Origin of the sequence: Actinomadura sp. NPDC049382 (assembly GCF_040677125.1) — a bacterium.
Taxonomy (GTDB): domain Bacteria; phylum Actinomycetota; class Actinomycetes; order Streptosporangiales; family Streptosporangiaceae; genus Spirillospora; species Spirillospora geliboluensis.
Genome location: NZ_JBFARO010000031.1, coordinates 43,879 through 57,319 on the forward strand (window position 1 = coordinate 43,879; position 13,441 = coordinate 57,319).

13 protein-coding genes are annotated in these 13,441 nt (G+C 73.6%); 8 read left to right on the forward strand and 5 right to left on the reverse strand.

Going from position 1 to position 13,441, the window contains the following annotated elements; translation table 11 throughout:
• Positions 1-111 precede the first annotated feature (111 nt).
• Positions 112-741, reverse strand: coding sequence for a GNAT family protein (locus tag AB0K34_RS20440; protein ID WP_301176320.1), 630 nt, complete (start codon positions 739-741; stop codon positions 112-114).
• Between the two features lie 74 nt (positions 742-815).
• Positions 816-1,931, reverse strand: a complete 1,116-nt coding sequence (gene nagA, locus AB0K34_RS20445; protein ID WP_138636121.1) for an N-acetylglucosamine-6-phosphate deacetylase — start codon at positions 1,929-1,931, stop codon at positions 816-818.
• A 94-nt stretch (positions 1,932-2,025) separates the two neighbouring features.
• Between nagA and AB0K34_RS20450 the strand changes: the two genes are divergently transcribed.
• Positions 2,026-2,859, forward strand: a complete 834-nt coding sequence (locus tag AB0K34_RS20450) for a DeoR/GlpR family DNA-binding transcription regulator (protein WP_338072543.1) — start codon at positions 2,026-2,028, stop codon at positions 2,857-2,859.
• A gap of 9 nt (positions 2,860-2,868) precedes the next feature.
• Here AB0K34_RS20450 and AB0K34_RS20455 read toward each other — a convergent pair whose 3' ends face one another.
• Positions 2,869-4,038, reverse strand: a complete 1,170-nt coding sequence (locus tag AB0K34_RS20455) for a class I tRNA ligase family protein (protein ID WP_240807482.1) — start codon at positions 4,036-4,038, stop codon at positions 2,869-2,871.
• A gap of 283 nt (positions 4,039-4,321) precedes the next feature.
• Here AB0K34_RS20455 and AB0K34_RS20460 point away from each other — a divergent pair, with 283 nt between their 5' ends.
• Together AB0K34_RS20460 and AB0K34_RS20465 are read left to right on the forward strand one after the other, a co-directional pair.
• Positions 4,322-4,771, forward strand: a complete 450-nt coding sequence (locus AB0K34_RS20460; RefSeq protein ID WP_138636120.1) for an ATP-binding protein — start codon at positions 4,322-4,324, stop codon at positions 4,769-4,771.
• Positions 4,772-4,773: 2 nt separating this feature from the next.
• Positions 4,774-5,199 (forward strand): VOC family protein, encoded by a 426-nt coding sequence (locus AB0K34_RS20465; protein ID WP_138636119.1) that lies wholly within the window; start codon positions 4,774-4,776, stop codon positions 5,197-5,199.
• 21 nt (positions 5,200-5,220) lie between these two features.
• Here the strand turns inward: AB0K34_RS20465 and AB0K34_RS20470 are convergent, their stop codons facing one another.
• A complete protein-coding gene (locus tag AB0K34_RS20470) occupies positions 5,221-6,117 on the reverse strand; it encodes a hydroxymethylglutaryl-CoA lyase (RefSeq protein ID WP_138636118.1) in 897 nt (298 codons plus the stop codon).
• 127 nt (positions 6,118-6,244) lie between these two features.
• Between AB0K34_RS20470 and AB0K34_RS20475 the strand changes: the two genes are divergently transcribed.
• The 5 genes from AB0K34_RS20475 to AB0K34_RS20495 are packed head-to-tail and all read left to right on the forward strand — an operon-like array spanning position 6,245 to position 12,748.
• The gene (locus AB0K34_RS20475; protein WP_301176319.1) at positions 6,245-6,919 is read left to right on the forward strand and encodes a GntR family transcriptional regulator; all 675 of its coding nucleotides are present in this window, start codon (positions 6,245-6,247) and stop codon (positions 6,917-6,919) included.
• Complete coding sequence (locus AB0K34_RS20480) at positions 6,920-8,143, forward strand: CoA transferase (RefSeq protein ID WP_138636116.1); 1,224 nt, start codon at positions 6,920-6,922, stop codon at positions 8,141-8,143. It begins immediately after the preceding gene.
• Positions 8,144-8,169: 26 nt separating this feature from the next.
• A complete protein-coding gene (locus AB0K34_RS20485) occupies positions 8,170-10,230 on the forward strand; it encodes a hydantoinase/oxoprolinase family protein (protein WP_364550274.1) in 2,061 nt (686 codons plus the stop codon).
• Positions 10,230-12,125: a hydantoinase B/oxoprolinase family protein gene (locus AB0K34_RS20490; RefSeq protein WP_138636114.1), complete on the forward strand. Its 1,896-nt coding sequence runs from the start codon at positions 10,230-10,232 to the stop codon at positions 12,123-12,125. Before AB0K34_RS20485 ends, AB0K34_RS20490 begins: the two co-directional genes overlap by 1 nt.
• Complete coding sequence (locus AB0K34_RS20495) at positions 12,122-12,748, forward strand: isochorismatase family protein (protein WP_138636113.1); 627 nt, start codon at positions 12,122-12,124, stop codon at positions 12,746-12,748. Before AB0K34_RS20490 ends, AB0K34_RS20495 begins: the two co-directional genes overlap by 4 nt.
• Here AB0K34_RS20495 and AB0K34_RS20500 read toward each other — a convergent pair.
• A complete protein-coding gene (locus AB0K34_RS20500) occupies positions 12,741-13,367 on the reverse strand; it encodes a TetR/AcrR family transcriptional regulator (RefSeq protein ID WP_364550277.1) in 627 nt (208 codons plus the stop codon). The genes AB0K34_RS20495 and AB0K34_RS20500 overlap by 8 nt on opposite strands.
• Positions 13,368-13,441: the final 74 nt, after the last annotated feature.

Sequence of the window (13,441 nt, forward strand, 5' to 3'; positions counted from 1 at the left end):
AGGTTGACGAGCATAAGGGGCGGTGTGTCGCGAGATCGATCTCGCCGTTACTCTCCGTTTGCCCGGCCTTCTCGTTCGCAGGATTCTTACGGCCGGAAAGTCACGGGCGGCTCAGCCGCCTCGGGGAAATGCCTGTTTGCGGTCGGCGAGCCAGCGGGCGCGCAGGCCGCCGGGGACGTCCTCGACGGTGAGGGCGTAGCAGATGTGGTCGCGCCAGGCGCCGTCGATGTGCAGGTGGCGGCGCCGAATTCCCTCTTCGCGGAATCCGAGCTTTTCGACGACGCGGCGGCTGGCGGTGTTCTCCGGGCGGATATTCGCTTCGAGGCGGTGCAGGCCGACGGTGAAGAAACAGTGGTCGACGGCGAGGGCGACGGCGGTGGGAATGACGCCGCGTCCGGCCACTCGCTTGTCGACCCAGTAGCCGATCTGCGCGGAGCGGGCGGAACCCCAGACGATCGCGCCGATGGTGAGCTGGCCGGCGAACTCGTCGTCGTGGGTGACGACCCAGGGCAGGGCGAGGCCCTGCCGGGCTTCGCGGCGCATGGTGTGCACCATGCTGACGTAGGGCCCGAGGCCGCTGCGGAACAGCGGCGTCTCCGGGTTGGTGGGCTCCCAGGGGCGGAGCCAGTCGGCGTTGCGGACGCGCAGTTCGCGCCAGGCGGCGGCGTCGCGGTGCCGCAGCGGGCGCAGCCCGACGGGACCCTCGGTCAGCGTGACCGGCCATCCCCGTAGACGTTCCACGGTTCCATGATTCCCTTGTCGGACGTCTGGACGCCATCAATTCTCGCCGAGAATTCGGGCACCCGGGACGATCGTCACACCCGGCGTCCCCGCTTCATCACCCAGTCGACGCGGAGGTCGTCGTCGAGGACGACCAGATCGGCGTCCTTGCCGGGTTCGAGGGAGCCGGTGCGGTCGTCCAGGCCCAGCGCGCGGGCGGGGACGAGGGACGCGGCGCGGGCGGCGTCCTCGATCGGCAGGCCGAGGCTCGTCACGGCGAGGCGGAACGCGTCCGCCATGGTGATCGTGCTGCCGGCGATGGAGGTCCCGCCGGCGAGGACGGCGCGGCCGTCGCGGACCTCGACGTCCATGACGCCGAGGCGGTAGGCGCCGTCGCCCATCCCGGTGGCGGCCATGGCGTCGGTGATCAGCGCGACGCGGGGGGTGGCGGCGAACGCCAGCCGCGCCACGGCGGGCTCCACGTGGACGCCGTCGTTGATCAGTTCGACGGTGACGCGGGGGTCGTTCAGCGCGGCGGCGATCGGTCCGCCCTCGCGGTGGTGCAGCGGCCGCATGGCGTTGAACAGGTGCGTCGCGACGCGGGCGCCGGCGTCGAAGGCGGCGCGGACGGTGGCGCCGTCGGCGTCGGTGTGGCCGACGGCGGCGATGACGCCGGCGGCGGCGGCGTCCCGGACGAGGTCGAGGCCGCCCGGCAGCTCCGGCGCGACGGTGATCATGCGCAGGTGGCCGCGGCCGAGCCGGACGAGCCGCTGGAACTCGGCGGGGTCGGGGTCGCGCAGCAGCGCCGGGTCGTGGGCGCCGCAGCGGTCGTGGGACAGGTAGGGGCCCTCCAGGTGGATCCCGGCGATCAGGCCGTCCGCGGCGAGGTCGGCGAGGCCGGTGACGGCGTCGGCGAGTTCGCGGGCGTCGCCGGTGACCAGGCTCGCCATCGTGGTCGTGGTGCCGTGGGCCAGGTGGAAGGACACGGCGCGGTCGGCCCCGTCGGGACGCTGGTACGACACGCCCGCGCCGCCGTGGACGTGCATGTCCACGAAGCCGGGGACGACGTGGCGCCCGGCGAGGTCGATCTCCTCGCCCGCGGCGGCGGTGGCGATCTTGCCGTCGGCGATGTGCAGGTCCCCGTGCCGGACGCCGTCCGGCAGGACGATGCGGGCGTTGGTCAGGGTCAGCCCGGGGGCCGGCTTCGACATGGGACTCCTTCGCTGCTCGCCGCTGATCATTGCTGATTGTTCCACCGCGGGAACGTGCAGGTAAGGCCAGGGGCGCGCAGGCTAGAATCCTCGGATGACCTTCGCCCCGGACGGTTCCCCGCACGCCGGAAAGGGGGCCGGTGTGTCCCGGCACGAGCGCTGGAACGCGCTGCTCGAACTGCTCGCGGACGCGGGCCGGCTGACGGTGGAGGAGGCGGCCCGGCGGATGGGGGTGTCGGCGGCGACGATCCGCCGCGACTTCGACCAGCTCGCGCAGCAGCAGATGCTGGCCCGCACCCGCGGCGGCGCCGTGGCGCAGAGCGTCAGCTACGACCTGCCGCTGCGCTACAAGGCGGCGCGGCACGCGTCGGAGAAGCAGCGGATCGCGGCGGCGACCGCCGAGCTGGCGGTGCCCGGGTCGATCATCGGGCTGAACGGCGGGACGACGACCTCGGAGGTCGCCCGGGTCCTCGCGACACGCGCCGACCTGCACGCCGAGGGCGCGACGCCGGCGCTGACGATCGTGACGAACGCGCTGAACATCGGCAACGAGCTGGCCGTCCGGCCGCATGTGAAGATCGTGCTGACCGGCGGGGTGCCGCGGCCGCAGTCCTACGAGCTGACCGGCCCGCTGGCCACCGGGATCTTCGACCAGGTGACGCTGGACGTGGCGATCATCGGGGTGAACGGGGTGGACGCCCGGCACGGCGCGACCTGCCACAACGAGGGCGAGGCCGACGTGAACCGGCTGATGGCCGAGCGCGCCGAGCAGGTCGTCGTGGTGGCGGACGGCTCCAAGGTCGGGCACCGGGCGTTCGCCCGGATCTGTCCCGTCGGCGCCATCGACGTCCTGGTCACCGACGAGACGGTGCCGGACGCGGAGGTCGCGGCGTTCACCGAGGCCGGCGTCCGGGTGATCCGCGCCTAGCGAGCCCTGTCAGGCGAGTGCCAGCAGGTGGAGGGCGAGCCGTGCTGACCCGGCGCCGTCCTGTTGGGCGATGGCCAGCGCGGTGGGGACGTCGAGGTCGTCGAGAAGCGCCTGCGTGACGGCCTCCTCGGCGGTGGCGGAGGAGGGGCGGCGCCCGGCGGCGGTGTGGAGCCGGTCCAGGACGGCCGCGGCCTCGTCGAGGGCCTCCGGGGTGTAGTCCCAGGGCTCCCGCCAGGGCGCGGTGATGAGCATGAGCCGGACGGCGACGGCCGGGTGGTCGGGGACGAGGTCGGAGACGAGCACCAGGTTCCCGGTGGACTTGGCCATCTTCTCGCCGTCCCGGCGGACGACGCCCACGTGCAGCCAGGCGCGGGCGAAGGGCCGCACGCCGGTCAGCGCCTCGGCCATGGCGGCCTCGTAGGCGTGGTGCGGGAAGCGCAGGTCGGCGCCGCCGCCGTGCAGGTCGACGGCGGGGCCGAAGATGGTCATGGCCATCGCGGCGCACTCGGCGTGCCAGCCGGGGCGGCCGGGGCCCCACGGGCTGGGCCAGGCGGGCTCGCCCGCGCGCGACGGCCGCCAGACGGCGACGTCGAACGGGTGCTCCTTGGCGGGGTCGCCGGGGTCGTCGCCGTACTCGGCCAGCAGCGCGCGGGCCTCGTCCTCGCCGAGCCCGACGCGGCCGGGGACGTCGGCGCCGCGGAAGAGCACCGCGCCGTCCCGCAGGTAGGCGTGGCCGGACGTGAGGAGCCCCTGCGCGAGCGCGATGACCTCCCGGACGTGGTTGTGGGCCCGCGGCTGGTGGTCGACGGCGTGGACGCCGAGCAGGTCGAGGTCGCGTTCGAAGTAGTACTGCTGGACGGCGGCGAAGCTGTCGTAGGGGCTGCCGGCGCGGTGCGCGGCCTGGTCGAGCACGTCGTCGACGTCGGTGACGTTGCGGCAGACGCGCACGGTCCCGCCGGCGTGCCGCAGGACGCGGGCGGCGATGTCCGCCCAGACGAAGGTGCGGGCGTGGCCGAGGTGGGTCGCGTCGTACGGGGTGATCCCGCAGACGTACATGCGGGCGGGTCCGGCGACGGGCAGCGGGCGGCCGCCGAGCCGGAGGGTGCGGTCGGGCGCGCCGGCGCCGCCCGCGCCGCCGCTCGCGGGGGCGCCGCCGTTCGCGGGTGCGGTGGAATCCACGGGAACGCGTTCCTCACGCTGGTCGGGAGGCCCGGGGGCCCTGGCACTCGATGAGGTTTCCTCCCAGTGTGCGAAAAATGCGGTAAAGGCAGTACCCCCGGCGTCCCTCCGCTTGGCGACCTCGCCGCCGGGCGCGGGGCGCGGCGGGGCATGCCGAACCTGAAAGGTCCCGTCTAACGTGCCGGTGATCAGGGAAGACCCCCGTTGGGCGGGCCTCGCCGTTCGCTCGCGAAGGGGACCATGGACGCTTGCCCTGGGGCAACGAGTGCGCTCGGAGGACGCCATGACCGGCAGCGGGGAGCGCGTCGGCGATCCGCCGGACACGGAGGCGCCGCCCGCCGAGCGGGCCGCGCGCCCGCGGCGGCTGCCCTTCGACGCCGCCGCGCTGAAGGCGGCGCGGGCGCTGGTGGTCGAGGGCGCGGCCGAGGCCGGGCTCGACGAGGACCGGATCCAGGACGCCGAGCTCGTCGCCAGCGAGCTGACCGCCAACTCGATAGAGCACGGCGGCGGCGCCGGGGTGCTGTGGGTCTGGCACGACGCCACCCACCTCGTCATCGAGGTCAGCGACGCGGGCCATATCGCCGACCCGCTGGCGGGCCGGCGCCCAGTGCCGCCCGACTCGATCGGCGGGCGGGGGCTGCTGCTCGTCCATAAGCTCGCCGACTTCGTCCGCATCCGGACAGAACCCGGCAGAACCGTCATCCGGGCCTACTTCACCCGCGCGATGATGTGATCATGACAGAGATCTCAGCGCAGGGCTACGGACCGGACCACGCGTCGCCGTTCGCCTTCGCCGTGCACCATGTGCAGATCGCGATCCCGCCCGGCAGTGAGGACGCCTGCCGCGCCTTCTATGTGGACGCCCTCGGCATGAGGGAGATCGCGAAACCGCCGGTGCTCGCCGCGCGTGGCGGGCTCTGGGTGCGCGCGGACGCGCTGGAGATCCATCTCGGCGTCGAGGAGGACTTCCGCCCCGCCCGCAAGGCGCATCCCGGCATCCGCGTCGACGACCTGGACGCCCTCGCCGAACGGCTGGCGCAGCACGGCACCGAGGTGGCCTGGGACGACGCCTTCCCAGGCCACCGCCGTTTCTACGCCTTCGACAACCTGGGCAACCGGCTGGAGTTCCTGCAGCGGGACGGCACGCGCCCCGAATGGTGACCGGCCGCCGGGCCGCGCCCGTCAGGACGCGGGGAAGGGCCCGGCGCGGCCGAGCAGCGCCTGCACGGGGCTGTCCAGCCGTTCGCTCAGCCAGGCCGCCGTCTCCGTCACCGGGGCCATCTGGACGCCGGTCCTGACGCCCATCCGGTCGAGCGCGTAGACCAGGTCCTCGGTCGCGATGTTGCCGGTCGCGGCGGGCGCGAACGGGCAGCCGCCGAACCCGCCGGTGCTCGCGTCCAGCGCGCTCACCCCGTGGTCGAGCGCGGTCAGCGCGTTCGCGTAGCCGGTGTTGCGCGTGTTGTGGAAGTGGCAGCGCAGCGGCACGCCGGGCGCGATCTCGGCGGCGCCGGTCAGCAGCGCGCGCACCTGCGTCGGGACGCCGACGCCGATGGTGTCGGCCAGCGCGATCTCGTCGGGCTCGCTCTCGGCGATCCGCCGCACCAGGTCGAGGACGCGCTCGGCCGGCACCTCGCCCTCGAACGGGCAGCCGAAGGACGCCGCGATCGTGACGCTGCGGAACAGCCCGGCGGCGCGCGCGTCGGCGGCGATCCGCGCCCAGTTGGCCAGCCCCTCCTCGACCGAGCAGCCCTGGTTGCGGCGGCTGAACTCGTCGGTCGCCACGACCACCACGTTGACCTCGTCCACGCCGGTGGCGAGCGCCCGGTCGAGGCCGCGCGGGTTGAGGACGAGCCCCGCGTAGCGCACCCCGTCCGGCCGGGGGACGCGCTCCATCACGGCCTCCGCGTCGGCCATCTGCGGGACGCGCTTGGGGTTGACGAAGCTGACCGCCTCGATCCGCCGCAGCCCGGCGGCGATGCTCCGCTCGATGAGCCGCACCTTGTCGGCGGTGGGCAGGATCGCGGCCTCGTTCTGCAGCCCGTCCCTGGGCCCCACCTCGATGACTTCGACGTCCGCCATGGGCCCTTCCCTTGTATGCAATCTGACGACATGCCGAGAATCGGCCAGGCAGAACCCTTGTGTCAAGCGACCGGAATGCTTATCTTGCATGCAATCGACCGCTGAGGAGGTTCGGATGGTCCGTGCCGTGGACCGTGTGTACACACGGCTGCGCGCCGACATCCTGGACGGCGTCCACCCGCCCGGGGCACGGCTCGGCGAGGCCGAGCTGGCCGAGCAGACCGGCTCCAGCCGGACGCCGGTCCGGGAGGCGCTGCGCCGGCTGGAGGTCGAGGGACTGGTCGAGGTGCTGCCGCACCGCGGCGCCCGCGTCCCCGACTGGACGCCGGAGGACCTGGAGGAGATCTACGACCTGCGGATGCTGCTGGAGGGCGCCGCCGCGCGGCGGGCCGCCACCCGGATCGAGCCGAAGGACGTGGACCGCATGGACGAGCTGTGCGGCCTCATGGAGCGGGCGGCGGGCCCCGGCGACGGCCAGGACCTCGACCGCGTCGCGGAGCTGAACGCCGAGTTCCACGGCATCGTCCGCGCCGCGGCGGCGAGCGCCCGGCTGGTGTCGATGCTCAACGCCGTCGTCCAGCTGCCGCTGGTGATGCGCACCTTCCACCGGTACTCGCCGGACGACCTGGCCCGCAGCTCGGCGCACCACCGGGAGCTGGCCGCCGCGCTGCGGGCGGGCGACGGCACCTGGGCCGAGTCGGTGATGCGGGCGCACGTGCTCGCCGCGAAGGCCGTCCTCCTCCGCGCCTCCCGCCGCCCCGCAGACGACCCAGACGACGACACCGAAACGAGGATCCGCTAGATGTCAACGCACGACGGCGCCGCTCAGGACGCCCGGGGACCGCTCGCCGACCTGCGCGTGGTGGAGATGGGGCAGTTGCTCGCCGGCCCCTTCTGCGGCCAGCTGCTCGGCGACTTCGGCGCCGAGGTGATCAAGCTGGAGTCGCCGGGCGCGGGCGACCCGATGCGCCAGTGGGGACGGGAGAAGCCGCACGGCAAGTCCCTGTGGTGGCCGGTGGTGGCGCGCAACAAGAAGTCGGTGACCTGCAACCTGCGCACCGCCGAGGGCCAGGACCTGGCGCGGCGGATCATCGAGCGGGCCGACATCGTCGTGGAGAACTTCCGCCCCGGCACGCTGGAGCGCTGGGGCCTGGACTTCGACGCGCTCCGCGAGGCGAACCCGGGGCTGATCCTCGTCCGCGTGTCCGGTTTCGGGCAGAGCGGCCCGTACGCGCCGCGCGCCGGGTACGGGTCGATCGGCGAGGCGATGGGCGGCATCCGGTACGTCACGGGCGACCCGGAGAACCCGCCGTCCCGCGCGGGGATCTCGCTCGGCGACTCGCTCGCCGCCGTGTTCGCCACGATCGGCGCGCTCGTCGCCGTCCACCACCGGAGCAACACCGGCCGGGGGCAGATCGTCGACTCGGCGATCTACGAGGCGGTGCTGGCGATGATGGAGTCGCTGCTGCCCGAGTGGGCCGTGGCCGGCTACCAGCGCGAGCGCACCGGCTCGGTGCTGCCGAACGTGTCGCCCAGCAACGTCTACCCGACCGCGTCCGGCGAGATGATCCTGATCGCCGCCAACCAGGACACCGTGTTCGGACGCCTCGCGAAGACGATGGGCCGCCCCGAGCTGGCCGAGGACCCCCGGTTCGCCGGGCACGCCGACCGGGGCCGCAACATGGCCGAGCTGGACGAGCTGATCTCCGCCTGGTCGGCGACGCTCGGCACCGAGGCCCTGCTGGAGACGCTGCACGAGGGCGGTGTCCCCGCCGGCCGCATCTACACGGCCAAGGACATGTTCGACGACCCGCACTTCGCGGCCCGCGAGGCCATCGTGCGGCTCGTCCACCCGGACTTCGGGGAGCTCCCGATGCACAACGCATTCCCCAAGCTCAGCGAGACGCCGGGATCGGTGCGGCACGCCGGTCCCGCGCTCGGCGAGCACAACCGGGAGGTGTACGGCGGCCTCCTGGACCTCGGAGAAGAAGAGATCGCCGCGCTGGCCGAGCGCGGAGCCATCTAGAGCAGGTACGGCATCGGGAGACCGACATGGGTTATCGCCTAGGCGTCGATGTAGGAGGCACGTTCACCGACGTGCTGCTGGTGGACGAGGAGACCGGCGTCAGCCACCGCGCCAAAACGGCGTCCACTCCGGCGGACCAGTCCGAGGGCGTCCTCAACGGCATCCGCAAGGTGTGCCGGGACGCGGGGATCGAGCCGGCCGAGGTCGCGCACGTGCTGCACGGCACCACGGTCGCGACCAACGCGATCCTGCAGGGCAGGGGAGCGCGGGTCGGGCTGGTCACGACCGAGGGGTTCCGGCAGGTGCTGCAGATCGGCCGGTCGTTCGTGCCGGGCGGGCTGGCCGGCTGGATCATCTGGCCGAAGCCGGAGCCGCTGGCCCGGCTGGAGCACACCGTGGAGATCCCCGGCCGGATCACGGCGGACGGCGAGGTCGTCACCCCGCTGGACGAGGACCGCGCCCGCGCGGCGCTGCGCCGGCTGGCCGGGGCCGGGATCGAGGCGCTCACCGTCTCGCTGATCAACTCGTACGCGAACGACGCGCACGAGCGGCGGGTCGCGGAGCTCGCGGCCGAGGAGCTGCCCGGCGTGCCGGTGTCGCTGTCCAGCCACGTGCTGCCGGAGATGCGGGAGTACGAGCGGACCGTCACGACCGTGGCGAACAGCTACGTCCAGCCGGAGGTCGCCCGCTACGTCGGCAACCTCGACCGGTCGCTGACGGGCAGCGGGATCGCGGCGCCGCTCGCGGTGCTGCGCAGCGACGGCGGCCTCACGCGGGCCGACAAGGCGGCCGAGGACCCGGTGTCGCTGCTGCTGTCCGGCCCGGCGGGCGGGGTGACCGGCGCGGTGTGGTTCGCCGAGCAGGCCGGGTTCCCCGACTTCCTCACCTTCGACATGGGCGGGACGTCCACGGACGTCGCGCTCGTGCTCGGCGGCCGTCCCCGGATCGGCCGGGAGACGAGCGTCGGCGACCTGACCGTCCGGGCGACCAGCGTGGACGTCCGCACGGTCGGCGCGGGCGGCGGCTCGATCGCGCACGTCCCCGAGCTGACGAAGGCGCTGCGGGTCGGTCCGCAGTCCGCGGGCGCCGACCCCGGCCCGGCCGCCTACGGCACCGGCGGCACCGACCCGACGGTCACCGACGCCAACGTGGTCCTCGGCTACCTGCCGACGGAGCTCGCCGGCGGGGAGATCTCGCTGGACGTCGAGGCCGCCCGCAAGGCGGTCGGCACCGTCGCCGAGGCGATGGGCCTGCCGAGCGTCGAGGCCGCCGCGGCGGGGATCATCGACATCGTCAACGAGAACATGCTGGGCGCGCTGCGGCTGATCAGCGTCCAGCAGGGCTTCGACCCGCGCGAGTTCGCGCTGATGTCGTTCGGCGGCGCGGGCCCGCTGCACGCCAACGCGCTCGGCCGGCTGACCGGCTCGTGGCCGGTGATCGTGCCGCCGTCGCCGGGCGTGCTGTGCGCCTACGGGGACGCGACGACCTGCGCCCGCGACGAGAGCGCCCGCACGATGGTGCGCCGCTTCTCCACCCTCGACGACGCCGAGCTGCGCGCCGCGCTCGCCGAACTGGCCGACGCCGCCGCCGGGCGGCTGGAGGCCGAGGGCGTCCCGCGCGACAGCCAGACGGCGACGTACCAGTTCGACCTGCGCTACCACGGGCAGGGCTTCGAGATCCCGGTCGAGGTCGACCGCGCGACCGTGGACGGCGACCTGCTCGCCGAGCTCGGCGCCGCGTTCGACGCCGAGCACAAGCGGCTGTTCTCGTTCCTGCTCGACAACGAGCGCGAAGTGATCAACCTGCGGGTCACCGTGAGCGGCCCGCGCCCCGAGGTCGCCTGGCGCACCCTCCCGGAGGGCGACGGCGACCCGGCCGCGGCGCTGGTCCGCGAGACCGAGGTGTGGATGGACGGCGCGTCCGTGCCCGCCCGCATCTTCGACCGTTCCCGGCTGCGCGCCGGGGACGTGGTGCCCGGACCGGCCGTCGTGGTCGAGATGGACTCCACCACCCTCGTCCTGTCCGGGCACGCCGCGACCGTGCACCCGAGCGGCAGCCTGCTGATCCGTCCCACTGAGGAGGGCTGATGGCCGAGATCCTGCAGACCACCACGGAGCCGGTCGGCCGGGTGGAGGTCGACCCGGTGACCCTGGACATCATCGAGAACGCGCTGCGCAACGCGCGGCACGAGATGGACGAGGTGCTGTTCCGCACCGCGCTGTCCCCGGGGATCCGTGAGCAGCACGATGAGTTCCCGCTGATCGCGGACCCGTCCGGGAAGATGGTCGTCGGCCAGTTCGGCCTGTCGGTGCCCGACTTCCTGGAGAACTTCGACGGGACGATCGGCGAGGGCGACATCCTCATGACGTCCGACCCGTACGCGTGCGGCGCCGCGATCAGCCACGCCAACGACTGGCTGCTGGTCGTGCCGATCTACCACGGGGGCCGGCTCGTCGGCTGGTCGTCGATGTTCGGCCACATGTCGGACGTCGGCGGCAAGACGCCGTCGTCGATGCCCGCCGACGCCCGCACCATCTACGAGGAGGGCGTGGTCGTCCCGCCGTTCAAGCTGTACGAGGGCGGTGAGCTGAACGAGGCGGCGCTGCGCATCATCCTCAATCAGGTGCGGATGCCCGACTGGAACCGCGCCGACCTGAACGGCCTCGTCGCGGCCTGCACGACGGCGGCGCGGCGGGTGACCGAGCTGTGCGACCGGTTCGGCGTCGAGACCTACCTGTCCGCGCTGGACGCCCTGCTCGACCGCAACTACCAGGCGATGAAGGTGCTGCTCGCGACCCTCTTCGAGGACGGGCAGACGCTGGAGTTCGCCGACTACATCTGCGACGACGGCTGCGGATACGGCCCCTACGAGCTGAAGATCTCGCTTACCCGCACCGGCGAGAAGATCCATCTGGACTTCAGCCACGCCGCGCCGCAGGCGGTCGGGCCGATCAACTACTTCATCAACGAGAACCTCGTCCGGATGTTCTTCGGCATCTACGTGATCACGGTCGCGGACCCGCAGATCCTGTGGAACGACGGCTTCTACCCGCTGATCGACGTGACGATCCCCGAGGACTCGTTCTGGAAGCCGCGCCACCCGGCCGCGCTGAACGCCCGCAACCACGGCATCGGCCGCGTGTTCGACCTGTTCGGCGGGCTGCTCGGGCAGACGAACCCGGAGATCCTGAACGCGGCGGGGTTCTCCTCCTCGCCGCACTTCATGTACTCGGGGCACTACACGTCCGGGCCGCGCGAGGGCGAGTGGTTCCAGCTGTACTCGATCGGGTTCGGCGGTGTGCCGGGGCGCCCGGTCGGGGACGGCCCCGACGGGCACTCGCTGTGGCCGTCGTTCGTCAACATCCCCTGCGAGTACCTGGAGTCGTACTACCCGCTGCGCATCGAGCGGTGGGAGACGATCGCCGACTCCGGCGGCGCCGGCCTGCACCGGGGCGGCAACGGCGTCGACGTCGCGTACCACTTCGAGGAGCCCGGCACGATCGCGATCCACGACGACCGCTGGCTCACCTACCCGTGGGGCGTGAACGGCGGCCGTCCGGGGGAGCGGGGCCGCAAGTGGATCGACCGGGCGGACGGCACGCGCGAGGTGCTGCCCAGCAAGGTCCACGACGTGCCGGTGGCGCCGGGCGACGTGCTGCACTTCGTGACGTGGGGCGGCGGCGGATGGGGCGACCCGCTCGCCCGTCCCGCCGAGCTGGTCGCGACGGAGGTGCTGCGCGGCCTCGTGACGGCCGAGGGCGCCCGCGACGGGTACGGCGTCGTCTGCACCGGCGACGGCGTCCTCGACGAGGGGGCCACCGAGCTGCTGCGGGCGAAGATGGCCGCCGACCGGCCGGAGATCCCCGTCTTCGACATGGGGCCGCCGCTGGAGGAGATCCTCGCCCGCTGCGAGGAGGAGACCGGGCTGCCCGCGCCGCGCCCGCCGGTCGACGTCCGCTCCGCGGAGGCGCTGCGCCGATGACCGGCCCGGACGACCTGATGGCGGACTACCGGGAGTCCGGCTTCGGCGAGAGCCTCGGCCGCGGCGACGCCCCGGCGGTGCTGGTGGTCGACTTCGCCCGCGCCTACCTGGAGGACGGGTCGCCGCTGCGCGCCCCCGTCGAGGACGCCCTCGCCGCGGCGATCACCCTGATCGGCGCGGCGCGGGACGCCGGCGTCCCGGTGCTGTTCACGCGGGTGACCTACCAGCCGGGCGGCGCGGACGGCGGGCTGTTCCGCCGCAAGGTGCCCGCGCTGCGGGTGTTCGAGGAGGGGAGCCCCCTCGGCGACTTCGCCGAGGGGGTCGCCCCCCGGCCGGGGGAGACCGTCGTCACCAAGCAGTACGCGAGCGCGTTCCACGGGACGTCGCTGGCGGCGACGCTGACCTCGTCCGGCATCGACACCCTGTTCATCTGCGGGCTCTCCACGAGCGGCTGCATCCGGGCCACGGCCACGGACGCGCTGCAGCACGGGTTCCGCCCGCTCGTGGTGGACGAGGCGTGCGGCGACCGCGACCCGCGCCTGCACGCCGCCAACCTGCTCGACCTCCAGGCAAAGTACGCCGACGTCGTCTCCCTCGACCGCGCCCTGGAGCTGCTCACCTGACCGCGGCGGCGCCGTGGAGCGCGAGGGAGAGCTCCACGGCGCTGTCGACGACCGCGTCGAGGTCGTCGCCGAGCCGCCCGTCCGCCCACCGCTGGGCCAGCTCGGTCATCGCGCCGGTGAACATGGTCGCGGCGACGACGACCGGGAGCCGCGGGTTCTCGATGTTGCTCATCGCGAGGACGCCGTCCAGCAGGGCGGTCTGGGCGGCGCGGCGCCGCTCGGCCAGCACCTCGTTGCCGCGCGCCTCGGCGAACAGCACGCGGCCGCGGCGCGGGTCGTCGCTGATGAAGCGGAGCACGCTGCGGATGCCGGCGCGCGTCCGGGCGTCCGGGCTCGGCCCGGCCTCGCCGAGCGCGGCCGCCAGCGCCTCGCCGAGGGCCGCGGCCTCCCGGTCGTAGACGGCCGCCAGCAGCTCGTCGGTATCGGGGAAGTTCTCGTAGAAGTACCGGGTGTGCAGTTCGGCCTCCCGGCACACGGCGCGCACCGTGAGGGCGGCCTCGCCCTCCTCGCCGAACAGCCGGTACGCGGCCCTGACCAGCATGTCGCGCCGCTCGTCCCGCCGCCGGCTCGCGGGCACCCCGGCCCACCGGGTGGACGTGGCCGTGCGCGCGTTCGCCATGCCCCGACGATACCCCCGGCCCGCGCCGGGCATCCCCAGTCTGGACACGGGTGTACCCAAACACTTACTCTGGC